At 48.6% G+C, this 15,281-nt stretch carries 15 protein-coding genes; 9 read left to right on the top strand and 6 right to left on the bottom strand.

Features of this window, described 5'->3' with window-relative positions; all coding sequences use genetic code 11:
• Positions 1–11 precede the first annotated feature (11 nt).
• From P2W84_RS03005 to P2W84_RS02995, 3 genes are all read right to left on the bottom strand, one after another.
• Entirely contained in the window at positions 12–476 is a 465-nt protein-coding gene (locus P2W84_RS03005) for a nucleoside triphosphate pyrophosphohydrolase family protein (protein WP_276088622.1), read from the bottom strand.
• A 96-nt stretch (positions 477–572) separates the two neighbouring features.
• Positions 573–998, bottom strand: coding sequence for an SRPBCC family protein (locus tag P2W84_RS03000; RefSeq protein ID WP_276088621.1), 426 nt, complete (start codon positions 996–998; stop codon positions 573–575).
• Positions 999–1,091: 93 nt separating this feature from the next.
• Positions 1,092–1,808: a GntR family transcriptional regulator gene (locus P2W84_RS02995; RefSeq protein WP_276088620.1), complete on the bottom strand. Its 717-nt coding sequence runs from the start codon at positions 1,806–1,808 to the stop codon at positions 1,092–1,094.
• A 130-nt stretch (positions 1,809–1,938) separates the two neighbouring features.
• On the opposite strand from P2W84_RS02995, the gene P2W84_RS02990 reads away from it, so the two are divergent.
• Genes P2W84_RS02990 through P2W84_RS02970 form a run of 5 tightly spaced genes read left to right on the top strand, consistent with a single transcriptional unit; the run spans position 1,939 to position 7,486 of the window.
• Positions 1,939–3,834, top strand: a complete 1,896-nt coding sequence (locus tag P2W84_RS02990) for a GxGYxYP domain-containing protein (RefSeq protein ID WP_276088619.1) — start codon at positions 1,939–1,941, stop codon at positions 3,832–3,834.
• Positions 3,835–3,885: 51 nt separating this feature from the next.
• A complete protein-coding gene (locus P2W84_RS02985) occupies positions 3,886–4,713 on the top strand; it encodes a hypothetical protein (protein ID WP_276088618.1) in 828 nt (275 codons plus the stop codon).
• 37 nt (positions 4,714–4,750) lie between these two features.
• A complete protein-coding gene (locus P2W84_RS02980) occupies positions 4,751–5,887 on the top strand; it encodes a Gfo/Idh/MocA family oxidoreductase (protein ID WP_276088617.1) in 1,137 nt (378 codons plus the stop codon).
• Positions 5,888–5,901: 14 nt separating this feature from the next.
• Entirely contained in the window at positions 5,902–6,474 is a 573-nt protein-coding gene (locus P2W84_RS02975) for a D-lyxose/D-mannose family sugar isomerase (protein ID WP_276088616.1), read from the top strand.
• 1 nt (position 6,475) lies between these two features.
• Positions 6,476–7,486, top strand: coding sequence for a PfkB family carbohydrate kinase (locus tag P2W84_RS02970; protein ID WP_276088615.1), 1,011 nt, complete (start codon positions 6,476–6,478; stop codon positions 7,484–7,486).
• Between the two features lie 35 nt (positions 7,487–7,521).
• On the opposite strand, the gene P2W84_RS02965 is transcribed toward P2W84_RS02970, so the two are convergent.
• Together P2W84_RS02965 and P2W84_RS02960 are read right to left on the bottom strand one after the other, a co-directional pair.
• Complete coding sequence (locus tag P2W84_RS02965) at positions 7,522–8,253, bottom strand: head GIN domain-containing protein (RefSeq protein WP_276088614.1); 732 nt, start codon at positions 8,251–8,253, stop codon at positions 7,522–7,524.
• Positions 8,254–8,287: 34 nt separating this feature from the next.
• Positions 8,288–10,195, bottom strand: coding sequence for an AAA domain-containing protein (locus P2W84_RS02960; protein WP_276088613.1), 1,908 nt, complete (start codon positions 10,193–10,195; stop codon positions 8,288–8,290).
• Positions 10,196–10,277: 82 nt separating this feature from the next.
• Between P2W84_RS02960 and P2W84_RS02955 the strand changes: the two genes are divergently transcribed.
• The 3 genes from P2W84_RS02955 (at position 10,278) to guaB (ending at position 13,738) form a co-directional block, all read left to right on the top strand.
• Complete coding sequence (locus tag P2W84_RS02955) at positions 10,278–11,786, top strand: family 43 glycosylhydrolase (RefSeq protein ID WP_276088612.1); 1,509 nt, start codon at positions 10,278–10,280, stop codon at positions 11,784–11,786.
• A 27-nt stretch (positions 11,787–11,813) separates the two neighbouring features.
• The gene (locus P2W84_RS02950; protein WP_276088611.1) at positions 11,814–12,110 is read left to right on the top strand and encodes a SelT/SelW/SelH family protein; all 297 of its coding nucleotides are present in this window, start codon (positions 11,814–11,816) and stop codon (positions 12,108–12,110) included.
• A 152-nt stretch (positions 12,111–12,262) separates the two neighbouring features.
• Positions 12,263–13,738, top strand: a complete 1,476-nt coding sequence (guaB, locus tag P2W84_RS02945) for an IMP dehydrogenase (RefSeq protein ID WP_276088610.1) — start codon at positions 12,263–12,265, stop codon at positions 13,736–13,738.
• A 126-nt stretch (positions 13,739–13,864) separates the two neighbouring features.
• Here guaB and P2W84_RS02940 read toward each other — a convergent pair whose 3' ends face one another.
• Entirely contained in the window at positions 13,865–14,176 is a 312-nt protein-coding gene (locus tag P2W84_RS02940) for a hypothetical protein (protein ID WP_276088609.1), read from the bottom strand.
• A gap of 225 nt (positions 14,177–14,401) precedes the next feature.
• Here P2W84_RS02940 and P2W84_RS02935 point away from each other — a divergent pair, with 225 nt between their 5' ends.
• Positions 14,402–15,247 carry an OmpA family protein gene (locus tag P2W84_RS02935; RefSeq protein ID WP_276088608.1) on the top strand — a complete coding sequence of 282 codons (846 nt, stop codon included), beginning with the start codon at positions 14,402–14,404 and terminating at the stop codon, positions 15,245–15,247.
• Positions 15,248–15,281 lie beyond the last annotated feature (34 nt).

Genomic DNA, 15,281 nt, shown 5'->3' with positions numbered 1-15,281 from the left:
CCGGATAACTCTTACAGCAGGCTCTTCAGATCTGCAGGTGAGTAATTTACAGATTTCAGTGTCTTGTTGTCATTGCTGCGGTAAACGAGGAACAGGGATTCTTCTTCTTTGTGATAGGCATCGCACTGATGGTTTTTCCGGTAGTGTTCTATGGTCTGATTGGCTTCTTCCAGAGATTTGCAGGCCTTGCTCATATTGGAACGGTGTACTTCGTCGAAGAGCTGCCTGAATTTTTCTCCCAGCCCAAATTCCAGTATTGCGCCGGCCAGTACATATTGAAGGTCACAAAGTGCATCTGCGGCTTCTACAAAATCGTTGGCTTCGATAGCCTGCTTGAACTCCTGCAGTTCTTCCGCAAGCAGGGATACCCTCAGGTTGGCCCTCTCCACAGAAGGTATTCCTGGGGTTTCTTTTATGGGATGTTTGAATGTACGGTGAAATTCTGCGACCTTGTTCAGTGAGTTTGGTTCTTGCATAACGCTGCTGTTCTTATAAATCGGGATAAAATTACGATTTAATCTTTAAAAAGAACTTCAGGCTGTCTTTGCTTTCTTCTTAATGGCCCTGCCATTTTAATTAGCTTCTACGTAGCGCTTGAAATTATCAAGAATAGCCTGCCAGCCAGCCTGCTGCATTTCCAGGGGATTAGTGCTTTCGGCCTCAAAAGTTTCAACCAGGTGTGTCTTGCCGTCTTCTTCGCTGAAAGTCACTTTGACCTTCCTGCCGTCGCCCATGGTATAGGCGATCAGGCTGTGTTCCTCTACTTCGGTGTAAACGCCACCGAAATCGAAACTCATGCTGCCGTCTTTTGCTGCCATGGTAGATTTAAAGGTGCCGCCTACAGTCAGGTTGTTTTCCGAGTATGGGGTATGCCAGTCGTCAGATGCACTGTTCCATTTGATAATATGTTCCGGGCTAACCCAGTTTTCCCAGACTGCTGACGCCGGAGCGTTAATTGTTGTTTGTACGGTGATGTTGGTTTTAGCTGTCGCTTCCATATGTCTGATTAAAATTTGTTAACCTAAAGGTAGGCTCAGCCGGCCAGAATCCAAATGGTTGAAAGCGACTTTTTCGGGGTGTGTTTACGACTGTTAAAAATAGTCCTGGAGAAAGTACTCTTCGGTATTGCAATACAGAGAGGAGTAAATGTTGAGGTTTCTGATATTTGTCTGCAACCTTCTCTTCATGTGGACCAGCGGGTGACCGGAGGTTACGTTGAGCAGCTTGCTGACAGGCTCATTTCCGTTAATGGCCCATATTTTTTGCTCACCTTCCTTTACTTTTACCTGGTAGTTTTCTTCCAGTATCCGGAAAAGTGACCGGTTCTCGAGGTTCCTTGACGTGAAGTGTGGCAAGTTGAGATTAGTGATGTGCGTTTCTTCATAGAGCAAAGGCTTTTGGTCGAGGTAACGTAGACGTACAAAAAAAATACATCCGGCGGCGAGTTCATCTTCTTCAAGTGCATAATAGAAGTCTTCCGACCACGCCTGCTTGGACGGCTTTTGTAAGATGACCGTAGAGAGTGGCTTATTGCCTATGCCTGCGGTAAAGCCCTTCAGAGAAAGGATGCCCAGACCGTTCTTCGGCTCGGCTACGATACTGCCTTTTCCATGTTTCCTGGTAATGTGCCCTGAGATCATTAATGCGCCAAGTGCCTGCCTGATGGTCGCCCTGGTGGTATTATAAGTTTTGCAAAGATCATTCTCAGAAGGAAGAAGATCACCTTTGCTGTAACTGCCTTTCTCGATGGCAGTCTTCAGGTCGTCGGTGATCTTTCTGTACAGGGGTGTGGTTTCTTTCCGGTTCATCAATTTGGTTATGTATGGAGACAAATGTAAATATTTAACATAAAAATTATCTTGTATATACAAGTTGTAGTTTATTTTAGTATTATTGTTCTGCGGGCCCTTGCCCGGCTGATAACCAATAATTGCCTGAATGAAACGAGTGATCTTTGTCTTTTTCGTCTTTGTCTTTTCCCTGGCCTGTTCCGGGCAACAACGGCGCATTGCCCTGTATGATCTCGGCTACACGCTTAAAATGGATATGAAGGAACCCGCAAATGCCATTAAGGTCTGGGACCATGTACATACGCTGGCTACCTTGCAGGGAGTGGTGAACCGGGATGCGCCGAGGCTGTATTTTTTATATATTGAAAACGGAAGCGTCAATATTGACCGGTACTGGTGGGATAAATACCGGAAACCGGGTAAATGGCTGGCAGGTGCAGATACCCTGATTTATACGGATGCAGTGAAGTTGGTGACTGCATTCAGGAAGTATGTTAAAGGAGTAGTGGTTTACGACCCCAGGGTGCCCGCTACAAGTAATGTTGCCTCTTCGGTGGCGGGTGTGGAAGACCTGATCGCTGTCCGTTACGATCTTTCTGCAGGGAGTCTTTACAGTAAGCTGGTATTGTCTGGTCCGAGACTGCCGGTTAAAAGATGGCTGCTGAATCCGGACGGCAGCAGCTTGTTTACCGGTAAAGGCCGGATACCGGGCACAGAACTGGTATCTACCCATTCCGCAAAGAATGATGCCTACCGCTGGTTTATGGAGAAATATGTTAAAACGGGAAGGTGCAATACCCGCTACGGGGCCTATTATATTGATCAGTGCTGGATCCAGAAGCCAGGCGCTGCTGTGATCAATCACCATACGTTATCCAATCATGATTTTTTTGTTAGTAAACGGGGCTTTTTCTTCGACCTGAGCCCCTGGGGTGATGAAAAGGCAACGGATGAACCCTCAGCTCGTCAGGGTGAGGACTTGAATACACTGAAAGAATTTCTGCTTCAGGCTTATCGACGCAATGGTAGCGGCGACCATTTTACCTACCTGGGCGGCTTTCCGCCCTGGGCTTTTAAATATACCCGGCATGCGGGTGGAAAGCATGAAGATGTGGAAACCGAGTGGGAGTATTCTAAGGTGATCAGTGCATACAACGCGTTTAAGGATGCTGATGCCATAGGATTCGGGGCGTTGGCCAATGCTTCCTTCTGGCAGCATTATCCATTAAAAAAGACTTATCCGCAACGATGGGTATCCCATGCTCAACTGAAGGATCGTGGCCTGCTGGATGAAAACGGAAAACTGCAATTGGGCAGACGTAACTTTTATATCTTTTATGTTGGTGATTATGACGCTTCTTCATGGGTTTCGCAAACGACGCCGACCTTATGGGACAGTCCGGACAGGGGTAAGGTGCCTTTGATGTGGTGTATCAGCCCGGTACTCGCGCAACGAGTGCCCATGGCCCTGGAATACCGCAGGGAAACGGCCAGTGCGAACGATTATTTTGCCGCTGCTGACAATGGTGCGGGCTACCTGATGCCGGGAATGTTACAGGCGCCGAGGGCCATATCCGGGTTGCCTGACGGTGTCGGTCAGTGGGCAAGACACAACCTTCCTTATTACAGGCAATGGGGGCTTAGCATTACCGGGTTTGTAATCGACGGACATGCACCTGCGCTTAACCGACAGGGCCTTGATGCCTATGCTTCATTTAGTCCGGATGGCATTGTACCCCAGAAGACCCCGCTGATGTCCTTACATGGTAATATGCCGGTACTGAGGGCCGGAGAAGATGTGAACCAGGACGACCCGGCAGTCGCTGCGAAAATTATTGTGTCGCAGATGCAGCAGCGGAAGGTACCTTTTCACTGGTTCAGAAATATATTGAAATCTCCGTCATGGTACGTCAGGGTAGTGGCGGAGGTAAAAAAGCTGGACCCGGATGCTGAACTGCTGGACGCACCCGCCTTTTTTGAGCTTTATCGTCTTTTTCTGAAGGGAAACCCTGAGGCGGCAGCTGGGAAACCTCCCTATAACTAATGATGAGGATGAATACAAACGAACTGAACAAAGGATATAAAAAATAAAAGAATGAAAGAATACAGACTAAAAAGACTGTTTAACCGCAAATCGGGCAATTGCTTTGATGTGGCTATCGACCATGGTTTCTTTAATGAGTATAGTTTTTTGCAAGGGATAGAAAACATAGGAAGGGCAGTAGAAATATTGGTTGACGCAGCGCCTGATGCCATACAGCTTACCGTAGGGCAGGCACATTACCTGCAGTCAATACCTGGCCGCGAAAAGCCTTCGCTGGTATTGCGCACAGATGTGGCGAATGTTTATGGAAGAGAATTGCCGAGGTCTTTGTTCAGCAGGATGATTGAAAACCCTGTGGAGCAGGCGCTGAGGTTGGATGCAGCCTGTGTGGTGGTCAACCTGTTCAGTATTCCCGGCGAGCCGGAGGTAACTGACCAGTGCATCCGGAATATACTGAATATAAAACCAGTTTGCGAACAATATGGAATGCCGTTAATGGTTGAACCGCTGGTTTTCCGTCCGAATCATGAAGCGGGAGGGTATATGGTGAACGGCGATCCGCAGAAGATCATTCCGTTGGTGCGGCAAGGGGTAGAACTTGGTGCAGATATCATTAAAGCAGATCCCACCGATGATGTTGCTGAATATCATCGTGTAGTTGAAACAGCCGGACGCATACCTGTGCTGGTGCGCGGCGGCGGAAAGGCTAGTGACCGGGAGATACTCGACCGTACTTACGGACTGATGCAGCAGGGCGTAAAAGGTATTGTATATGGAAGAAACGTGATCCAGCATCCCAATCCCGCGGGAATGACCAGGGCCTTGATGTCGATCGTACATGAGGGGGCAACGCCGGAAGAAGCAGTGGCATTTATCTGATATATCAAGATCCTTTAAAGAAGAAATTATTGAACAGATGAAAACAGTAAACATTGGGATTATTGGCGGTGGGTTGATGGGCAAGGAGGCAGCAGGAGCTTTCGGCAGGTGGTTTACCTTGAACGATTTTCCGGTGAGCGTAGCGCTGACTGCGGTCTGTGACCTTAATGAGCAGGTGCTCGAATGGTATAAGTCCGTCCCCACGGTAAAGTTACTGACCACAGATTACCAGGAACTGCTGCGTAACCCGGATATCGACGTGGTCTACGTGGCGCTTCCGCATCACCTGCACTGCAAGTTTTACCTTGAAGTACTGGAAGCGGGGAAGGACCTGCTGGGTGAAAAGCCTTTTGGTATGGGACTGGAAGACTCGTTAGCCATAAAAGCGGCTGCAGAGGCCTCGGGCAGGTTTGTACGTTGCAGCTCTGAAATGCCTTTTCTTCCCGGACCTCAGCGTGTCATCCGGGAGGTGCAGTCCGGCAGGCTGGGGCAGGTCATCGAGATCAGGGCGGGGTTCTTGCACTCGAGCGATATAGATCCAGAAAAACCGCTGAACTGGAAGCGTCAGGTAAAATTCTGCGGGGAGATCGGTGTAATGGGCGATCTGGGTATGCATGTGTTGCACGTACCGCTCAGATTAGGCTGGAAACCAAAAACAGTTTATGCCCAATTACAGCGGATCATTACAGAACGGCCGGATGGGAAGGGTGGCAGAGCGGCCTGTGATACCTGGAACAATGCGATATTGAATACTACGGTTGAAATAGACGGGCATAACATACCAATGACCCTGGAAACAAAGCGTATTGCGCCGGGAGAAACCAATACCTGGTATATTGAAGTGCTGGGTACCAAGGGAGGAGTGAGGTACAGTACCAAGGAAACCAAGACATTATGGACTTTCCGCCTGGATGCGGATGATCAGCTATGGCAACGTACTGACCTCGGATTCAAAGGGGTGCCTTTCCCTACTGTTACGGGCGGTATTTTTGAGCCGGGATTTTCAGATTGCTTTATGCAGATGCTGGCCGCTTATGTTGCGGAAAGGGCAGGTGAGCTGAAGGGCCGGTTTGGTTGCGTAACGCCGCAAGAGGCGCTGGAAAGCCATTATGTTTTTGCTGCTGCGTTAAAATCGTTTGCAAACCAGACGGTAGAAAAGGTAACTTACGAATGATAACTAAACCAAATATGAAAAGATCTGTAATCAACGCGGCTATCCTGAAGGCAACCGCTTTCTTCGGCGCCAATGGTTGGACATTGCCGCCTGCGCCGCGCTGGGATGTAACGGACTTTGGCCTGGGCGACTTCAGGGCCAGCGGACTTGTACTGGTCAACCTGGCGGAAGAGGCGGAATACTGCGAGAAACTCATGTATGCCGACAGGGGCCAGGTGACACCAAGTCATACGCATCAGAAAAAGAAAGAGGACATCATTTGCCGTGCGGGTGTGCTCGCCGTGCAGCTCTGGAAAAGTGATCCCTGGAAGGAAGGCGCGCAGGATATGATGGTACTTAAGGTAAATGGCGCGCCCAGGAACCTGGCTTCAGGTGACAAACTGGTATTGCAGGCTGGTGAACGTGTGACCATAGAACCTGGGATATGGCATGAGTTCTGGCCGGAGTCTGAACAGTGCATTATCGGAGAAGTATCTACCGCTAATGATGACCTTAACGACAACTTCTTTTCCAATAATCAGACAGGCAGATATGCTGAAATTGAGGAAGATGAACCCGCGCTGATCAGGCTGCTAAGTGACAAGTGATATGAGAAAGGGCATATTGATCGGTGGTAACTGGATCATTGACCAGGTGAAGATGATCGATGTTTTTCCGGAGGAAGAAAAACTGGTGAACATTTCAACGGAAAGCAGCAGCAACGGTGGCTCTGCTTATAATATCGTCATGGCATTGATAAAACTGAAGGCAGATTTCCCGCTTTGCGGCCTCGGACTTGTAGGCGACGATGCCAGGGGCGAAGAGATCATTAACGGCTGCGCTGCGCTGGGCGTAGATACAGCCCAGATCAGGAAGGCTCCCGGTGCATTTACTTCTTATACGGATGTGATGACTGTGCAGGGTACGGGAAAGCGTACTTTTTTCCATCAGCGCGGTGCCAATGCGCTGCTCGATATGGAGCATTTTGATTTTTCTTCAGCGCGGGAAAAGATCTTTCACCTGGGATACCTGCTGTTGCTCGACAAGCTGGACCAGTTGGAAACGGATGGAATGACCAGGGCGGCTAAGGTATTTAAACAGGCTAAGGAGAATGGTTATCTCACCTCTGCAGATATTGTCAGCGAACGCTCAACGCGTTTTCACAAAATCATACCGCCATCATTGCCCTATATCGACTACTTGTTTGTGAATGAATTTGAGGCAGGAATGATCACCGGGATAAAGACAACTGACGATGGTAAGGTAAATCGTTCAGGATGTATGGAGGCTGCATCCAGAATTCTGGAAATGGGTGTGCAAAAATGGGTGTTCCTTCATTTTCCTGAAGGGGTCATTGCCTTAAGTAAAGATGGTCATCAACTGTTTCAGCCCAGTATACAACTACCCGCTGAAAAGATCGGTGGTGCGGTAGGTGCCGGTGATGCCTTTGCCGCCGGGGTGCTGATGGGTATTCATGAAAACTGGGAAATGGAACGCTGCCTTATACTCGGTGTATGTGCGGCAGCGTCCAGTTTGTTTGAAAGAACTTCTTCCGACGGTATCCTTCCGGCAGACGATTGTCTTGCGCTTATCGAAATACATGGCTTCCGGAAGCACTGAACGCCAGAACAACCCCGAAAAGCAGCACAGCAGGTTTAAAACTTGCTGACTCCTCCTGAACCGATCACTTTCTGTTCGATGGAAGGGTTGCCGCCGTAATATACGCCCCCTGAACCGCTGATAAGGGCATTGATGTTGCCGCTCACTTTGGCCCATGCAGTTCCCGATCCGCTGACCTTTGCGTTTAATGTCTTTGTACTCAGGTTTTTCCCGCCTATCTTGCCTGAACCGCTGATGTTTGCAGAAATCTCGCCAGCTTCGCCGGTGATGTTGACACTGCCCGAACCACTGACATTGCCGGTAAGCCTGTCTGCATTTATCGTCGCTTCAATAGTACCTGAGCCACTCAGGTTGGCAGTAAGCTCCGACGCGGTAACCGTGCCTTTAACACTAATGCTGCCGTCGCCACTCATGCTCAGGCTGGTAATATTTTTTGCCTTGACATGGGCAACAATCTTTTTCCCCTCATATTTTTTTGCCCAGCTTTTCCAGCTGATCTGCGGCCGGATGATCAGTATATTTCCTTTTACTTCTGCGACCAGTGTAGCTATCGCTTCAGCATCTCCCTCAAAGCGGATGCTTTCGGTATTGCCCATGGTAACGATGACCTGTATAGGGCCACCGGCGGCTACACCGTTGAAATTTTTTACGGTGCGGTCATCCTGAAAAGACGTCCCGGATGCGGATGATGACACATGGGCGCCTATAGCCTGTATGCCGGTAGTGCAGCATAGGACAGCAAATAATAATGGAATTAGCTTTTTCATCTTGTTGGTTTTTATGAATAAGACATTAAAATACTCAAAACGTTGCATATTCCCATGCACTTTGATAGGCTTCCTGCTTTAAAGCATAAGCAATCAGTTCGTTATAAAATTCCAGTCTGGACAATGTACCACTGTCGCCGATGATGACCAATTTTTGTTTTGCACGGGTCATGGCCACATTCATCCGCCGGGTATCTGCCAGGAAACCGATGTTGCGTTCAGGACTGCTCCTGGTCAGGCTGATGTAAATGATGTCGCGTTCCTGCCCCTGAAAGCTGTCTACTGTATTTACGCTGATGTGGGCGGTGTATGGTGCCAGTTCTTCAGATTCTCCAATCAATTCTCTGATAAGCAGGTTCTGTTGCTGATAAGGAGCAATGATGCCGATCTGGGGGAACTGATCAGCAGGATAGTTTTTATGGAGTGCGGAGATGTACCCGATAAGGTGGTTAATGAGAAATTCTGCTTCTCCTGGATTTACGATACTGTTTTCTGCAGTTTTTTCATCAAAGGAACACCCTGCTGTGTCGATAAAGGAAATTGCTTTGTCCGAAGGTATCAGTTCGCGGCTGGCAACCGAATGGTGTGCCCGGAGGTTGTCAGCGTAAAATATCTTTGAGGGATAGGCCATGATCAGCTGGTGCATGCGGTATTGCTCATTAAGTGTGGTCACTGCATCCGGCCACAGCCTGCAGCACTTTTCCATGAGTGTTGTGCTTAACCCCCAGGCCCCGGCATCTGCAGATTTTATGGTCGGCGGTAACTGGCAGTGGTCTCCCGCAAGTACCACTTTTCTGGCTTTCAGAATGGGTATCCAGCAGGCCGGTTCCAGTGCCTGTCCGGCTTCATCAATCACTACGGTTTCAAAATCCAGGTCTCGTATGCTGTAATGGGCGGCGCCGACCAGCGTTGCAGTAATGACTTGCGCGCCGGACACGATATGGTCAATGATGTATTTCTCCGTAAGCTCTGCAGCCTTCATCACCTTGTGCGCCTCGTTGAACAGCGCCTTTCTCTGTTCTTGTTCGGCCCTGCCATAGTTCCGTTTGTATTTATGGGCCATGGCCTTATAGTTTGCCGCTTGCTTTTTGAGCGTTCTGACCTGCTTCATTTCTTGATGGGCACTCATTCTGCCTTCAAGTGTGAGGGACAGGAGGCGGTCTGAGACCCGGGCCGGGTTGCCGATCCTGAGTACGCCGAGACCTTCAGCAGCGATCTTTTCACTGAGCAGGTCTACTGCGGTGTTGCTGGGGGCGACGACAAGGACCTGTTTTTGCTGTGCCAGTAACTTGATGGCCTGGACAAGTGTAGTTGTCTTGCCGGTGCCCGGAGGCCCGTGTACGATGCTGAGTTCGCTTCCCCCACTGATCTGCGAGACGGCAGTCTGCTGTGCGGTGTTAAGACCTGGAAGTGCCTGCAAAGAAACGGCACCGGACAGCTCTGGTCTGCGCATGCCGGTCAGGGTCTCGATTATCTCAAGCGGGCCTTTAGCTTTGCCTGAAATCACTTTTGAGGCATGCTGCAGGGCAGCTTCCATTTCTTCGTAACTGTTGTTGTCAAAAAGGAGGTCTAAGCCCAGCTTGCCGCCATGGCTCCAGTCCGGAAGTTCGTCTTGCCTGATGGTGACCCTGATCTGGTCTCCGCTGACAAAATTTACAGTGCCTTCAATGCGGTTTACCGCCGGATCGCGGTTGCTGAACAGGCTGACAGCAGCACCTGTCCGGAACTGATGAGTGCGTTCCCGTTCGGTAGTTCTTTCCAGTTCGATACACAGGTAATCGCCTTTGGTCAGCTCTGTACCTCTTATGGCCAAAGGGTACCAGCAAAGGCCTTCTGCCCGTCTTTCCGCTGCCGATGATTGTTTTGTTTTAAACTCGTACGCTTCAAAATCAGCTTTACGCTCTTTTCTCAGCAGGTCAAGCAGCCGGTCGAAATATTCCATTGGCTGCAAAAATATTTTATTTAATGCGAACATTCAAAAATGATATATTGCACCGGTAAACCAGAAACCGTAACCAAATCTCATGAAAGCCTCCTTTAAGTTACCTGCCTTTGCACTGGTACTTCAGTTATTGTTCGTTTTTTCTTCGGTGGGGCAGTCTCCGGTCCGGCCGGTGATCGGTGGTGACTTTGCCGATCCCTCGGTAATCAGAAAAGGAAACCAGTATTATGCGGTAGGTACGTCCTCCGAATGGGCGCCGCATTTTCCGATCTATACTTCCGGTAACCTGAAAGACTGGAAACAGGTCGGTTATGTTTTTGAAAAGGCACCTGAATGGACGAGCGGATCATTCTGGGCCCCGGAGTATTATTTTCATAACAACACCTATTATATCTATTATACCGCCCGGCGGAAAAAAGACGGTGTTTCTTACATAGGTGTGGCAACTTCCAGATATCCGGACAGAGACTTTAAGGACCATGGGGTTATTATTGAGCATGGAAAGGAGGCGATCGATGCCTTTGTTTTCAATGATAACGGGCAGCTTTATATCAGCTTTAAGGCATATGGCCTCGACAGCAGGCCTATTGAGATCCTTGGCAGCAAGCTTTCTGCAGATGGATTGAAGCTGGAAGGCGAAACTTTCACAATGTTTCGTGATGATAAGCGTCTGGGACTGGAAGGACAAAGTATATTGAAGAGAAACGGGTACTATTACCTGTTTTATTCTGCCGGAAGCTGCTGCGGTTCCCAGTGTGATTATAATGTGCGGGTAGCGCGGTCAAGAGAATTTAAAGGGCCTTATGAGGATTTTTCTGAAAATCCCCTGCTTCAGGGAAGTGCAGACTGGAAATGCTCCGGGCATGGCACCTTTGTAACTACCGCTGACGGCCGTACTGCTTACCTGCACCACGCTTATCATAAACAGACGACAGTTTATACCGGAAGAGAGGGATTGCTGGCCGATTTGTCCTGGTCCGCAAACGACTGGCCGGTACTGAAGGAGGTGAGCGGTACTGCTGATGTCGTCAAAAATATCAAAGATGATTTTAAGGGCAAGGCGCCGGCCAAATACTGGCAATGGGATTTTCGGAATTCTACGCCCTCTTTGAAGCAGTCTGCTGGCCGGTTGTATGTTTCGGGTGCCATCAAGGCCGATAATCCTTCGGGTATCGCGGTGACGGTAAGACCCTTAGCGGCTGCCTGGGACATGGATGTAAACGTTGTTAACCAGAATTCGTCGCAGAAAGGACTTGTTTATTACGGCGACGCCAACGCAGCGATAGGGGTTGGTGTGATTGGCGATCAGGTGGAATACTGGGTAGTGAGGGACAATCAGCGGAAAGTCACCGGTGCGGTGAAGCTGAGCACCCCGAAAGCTGCCGTCCGCTTGAGAATGAGTGCAGGAAAAGACGGAAAGTGCAGCGCTTACTGGGCGCAGGGAACGGATCACTGGAAGGAAATCGGTCAGCCTGTTGACTTCGGCTTCCTGCCGCAGTGGGACCGGAGCCCGCGCATGGGACTGAACTTTAAGGGTGCTGCCGATCAGCGGGCCGTATTCAGTGCTTTTAGTCTTAACTATCATCGATAATATTTTGTAAGCTGATCATGATACGATATGACCATACCTGAAACTAAACCAACCGTCATTATCGAGTATTGCCCAAAATGTGGCTGGATGCTCAGGGCGACCTATATGGCCCAGGAGCTGCTGACCACGTTCACAGATGAGTTGCACGGAGTGACGCTTGTTCCCAGTGAGGCAGGCGGTAGTTATCTGGTAAGCGTCGACGGAACCGTCGTTTTTGACCGCAGGGAATATGGCCGTTTCCCCGAGGTCAGGGAACTGAAGCAATTGATCAGGGATATTGTAAACCCGGACAAGCATCTGGGGCATTCAGACAGACCCTTATGACCATCCGGTAAATGGCCAGGTGACCATATTAAGCCAAAGTTTCCTGAATGTAATCTTTTAAACTATTGGTTCATCTGTCTTTCATCTGTTGTGTGATCTGATGAAAAAATGTATCTTTGCCCGGCAAATAGTAACTCGTAAACTTATTTGCTATGCAACTCGATCCTAATAAATTTATAGCCGAGGGACTGACATACGACGACGTATTACTGGTCCCTGCCTATTCCGAAGTACTGCCACGTGACGTGGATACCGGAAGTTACCTCACCAAAAACATCAGAATTAATGTACCTGTCGTTTCGGCGGCGATGGACACTGTTACAGAGGCTAACCTGGCCATTGCTATAGCGCAGGCCGGCGGGATCGGTATTTTACACAAAAACATGAGCATCGAACGCCAGGCTGAGGAAGTACGTAAGGTCAAGCGTTCCGAAAGTGGTATGATCCAGGATCCGGTTACCCTGCAAAAGGGCGCCAAAGTTGGCGATGCCTTCCAGATCATGAAGGAGTTCAGGATCGGAGGCATCCCGGTCGTTGACACGGATAATAAACTTGTCGGTATCATTACCAACAGGGACCTGCGTTTTCAGAAAGATATGCAGCGTGATATTGCAAGTGTGATGACCATTGAAAACCTGATCACGGCGGCTGCAGGTACTACCTTGCTTCAGGCAGAGGAGATCCTGCAGAATTACAAAATCGAAAAATTGCCTGTAGTAGACGGTGATGGCCGTTTAGTGGGGCTGATCACTTATAAGGATATTCAGAAGTATAAGAATTATCCCAATGCCTGTAAAGATGACCACGGCAGGCTGCGTGTAGGCGCTGCAGTTGGGGTCGCAGCAGATAATATTGACCGTGTTGCCGCGCTTGTGAAAGCTGGGGTTGATGTAGTGACCATAGATACAGCGCATGGTCATTCCAAAGGGGTGATCGATATGGTGAAGGCGGTTAAGGAAAGATGGCCTGAGCTTCAGGTGATCGCGGGTAACATCGCTACCGCTGAAGCAGCCCGGGCCCTGGCGGCGGCTGGAGCAGATGCTGTAAAGGTAGGCATCGGCCCTGGCTCTATCTGTACGACCAGAATCATTGCCGGTGTAGGTGTTCCCCAGCTATATGCAGTATATGAATGTGCCCAGGCACTGCTGGGTACCGGAATTCCGGTGATCGCAGACGGAGGTATCAAACAGACTGGTGATATTGTTAAGGCCATTGCTGCTGGTGCAAGCGCGATCATGGCAGGCTCGTTGTTTGCCGGTGTGGAGGAGTCTCCAGGTGAAACCATTATTTACGAAGGCCGTAAGTTTAAGTCTTACCGTGGTATGGGATCTGTAGAAGCGATGGCACAGGGTTCCAAAGATCGTTATTTTCAGGATGAGACCGATGTCGTGACCAAACTTGTTCCTGAAGGGATCGTTGGACGTGTGCCTTATAAGGGTACGCTGGCTGAGGTGATCTATCAGTATGTAGGTGGTTTGAGGGCGGGTATGCACTATTGCGGTGCCACTACGATTCCTGATTTGCAGAAAGCCAAGTTTGTAAGGATTACAGCCGCAGGTATGCGGGAAAGTCATCCACATGATATTTCGATCACTAAAGAGGCTCCGAACTATTCGAGCAAATTGTAGTAAAGGAAGCGTGATACAATTATCGCATTCCGTTGCGTATCCACTTTCAAGGAAAGAATTAATAAATAGAAAAGGCCGGAATTTCCGGCCTTTTCACTGTTAACTATATAGGGATTGTAAAAGGGCTTATTGAATGACTTTGCCGTCCTTGTCAATTTTGAGGGAACCTGTTTCCTGTTCCTTTTTCACGTTAACCAGGTAATAAGATGTCTTATCTGCGTTGGTCACCAGGAAAGCTTCTGTTGGCGTCCATGCTTTTACCGGGTCAGATTGCAGGGTCTTTTGTACTGCTTCAGGAAGGTCTTTCAGTTCAACCGGAGTCTTGGTGGTGCTATCTTGTTGGGCAGTAATTACTACCGGAGTTTTAATGTCGCTGGCTTTTACTGAAGTTATTCCTGCTACTGCTAAAATTGCTGCTGATAAAATGATCTTTTTCATAACTTAAAATTTTTAGTATCGGTAATTAATTGTTTGTGATTACCTAGGATACAGAATAGTGCCGGAAATGGATTTTTATGGCATATGGTTGTTTTTCAGTGCTTTGTGATTTTGTCGTGAATGAAGACCTGGGGAATTTCTCCACATAATGCTGACAATGGAAACATCTTTCCTGGCCTGATAATTGTAAAAACTCCACAGGAACTTTAATTAATTTATATAGTTATGAAAACCAGGATTTTAGTCTTGACGGCGCTCTCTGCTGTTCTGGCCTCCTGCGGAACATCCAGGAAGTTAACAGAGGCAAACAACAGGTACAACAGGCTGGACAGTACTTACCGCGCACTGCAGGCAGACTTACAAAGGGCCCAGGATTCAACTGCTAAATATAAAGGCATGAGCAGAAGCATGGGAATCCAGCTTGCCCAGCAAAAAACGTCTAATGACCAGATGGTCAATCAGCTGAAAGATCTTTCTGTGATCTCCGGGTCTCAGGCAGAAAGCATTAAAAAATCGCTGGAAAGCCTGAGTTCCAAAGATGCATATATCCAGAATCTGCAATCGGCTATTGCCCGGAAGGATTCACTGACTATGAACCTGGTCATGAACCTGAAGGGAGCTATCGGTAACCTGAATGACAAGGATATCAATATCAAAGTAGACAAGGGAGTGGTGTATATTGACATCTCAGATAAATTACTGTTTGTCACCGGAAAATATGAGGTGACGCAGCAGGCGAAAGAGGTTCTCGGCAAGGTGGCCAAGGTATTGATGAACCAGCCCGAAATTGAATTTATGGTTGAAGGGCATACGGACAATGTTCCCTACAGGCAGGGTGTATTGCTGGACAACTGGGATCTGAGCGTAAAACGGGCTACTTCAGTAGTAAGGATATTGCAGAATGAGTATGGTATACCTCCCGCAAAAATGACTGCTGCGGGTAGGGGAGAGTATGTGCCGTTAAATGACAATAGTACAGATGCAGGCAAGGCTGCTAACCGGAGAACACGTATCGTCATTTTGCCTCAGCTGGACCAGTTCTTTAAATTACTGGAAAGACCTGTCAGGTAGCCTTATCTTAATTTAACTTCCGCATTGTTATTTC

The organism is Pedobacter sp. JY14-1, assembly GCF_029269825.1.
GTDB lineage: Bacteria > Bacteroidota > Bacteroidia > Sphingobacteriales > Sphingobacteriaceae > Pedobacter.
This window is presented reverse-complemented; position numbering and strand designations above follow the sequence as displayed.

What these genes read in the sequence shown, in the direction of transcription:
- P2W84_RS03005 (WP_276088622.1), bottom strand. Translation starts at nt 476, where the DNA reads ATGCAAGAACCAAACTCACTGAACAAGGTCGCAGAATTTCACCGTACA.
- P2W84_RS03000 (WP_276088621.1), bottom strand. Translation starts at nt 998, where the DNA reads ATGGAAGCGACAGCTAAAACCAACATCACCGTACAAACAACAATTAAC.
- P2W84_RS02995 (WP_276088620.1), bottom strand. Translation starts at nt 1,808, where the DNA reads ATGAACCGGAAAGAAACCACACCCCTGTACAGAAAGATCACCGACGAC.
- P2W84_RS02990 (WP_276088619.1), top strand. Translation starts at nt 1,939, where the DNA reads ATGAAACGAGTGATCTTTGTCTTTTTCGTCTTTGTCTTTTCCCTGGCC.
- P2W84_RS02985 (WP_276088618.1), top strand. Translation starts at nt 3,886, where the DNA reads ATGAAAGAATACAGACTAAAAAGACTGTTTAACCGCAAATCGGGCAAT.
- P2W84_RS02980 (WP_276088617.1), top strand. Translation starts at nt 4,751, where the DNA reads ATGAAAACAGTAAACATTGGGATTATTGGCGGTGGGTTGATGGGCAAG.
- P2W84_RS02975 (WP_276088616.1), top strand. Translation starts at nt 5,902, where the DNA reads ATGAAAAGATCTGTAATCAACGCGGCTATCCTGAAGGCAACCGCTTTC.
- P2W84_RS02970 (WP_276088615.1), top strand. Translation starts at nt 6,476, where the DNA reads ATGAGAAAGGGCATATTGATCGGTGGTAACTGGATCATTGACCAGGTG.
- P2W84_RS02965 (WP_276088614.1), bottom strand. Translation starts at nt 8,253, where the DNA reads ATGAAAAAGCTAATTCCATTATTATTTGCTGTCCTATGCTGCACTACC.
- P2W84_RS02960 (WP_276088613.1), bottom strand. Translation starts at nt 10,195, where the DNA reads ATGGAATATTTCGACCGGCTGCTTGACCTGCTGAGAAAAGAGCGTAAA.
- P2W84_RS02955 (WP_276088612.1), top strand. Translation starts at nt 10,278, where the DNA reads ATGAAAGCCTCCTTTAAGTTACCTGCCTTTGCACTGGTACTTCAGTTA.
- P2W84_RS02950 (WP_276088611.1), top strand. Translation starts at nt 11,814, where the DNA reads ATGACCATACCTGAAACTAAACCAACCGTCATTATCGAGTATTGCCCA.
- guaB (WP_276088610.1), top strand. Translation starts at nt 12,263, where the DNA reads ATGCAACTCGATCCTAATAAATTTATAGCCGAGGGACTGACATACGAC.
- P2W84_RS02940 (WP_276088609.1), bottom strand. Translation starts at nt 14,176, where the DNA reads ATGAAAAAGATCATTTTATCAGCAGCAATTTTAGCAGTAGCAGGAATA.
- P2W84_RS02935 (WP_276088608.1), top strand. Translation starts at nt 14,402, where the DNA reads ATGAAAACCAGGATTTTAGTCTTGACGGCGCTCTCTGCTGTTCTGGCC.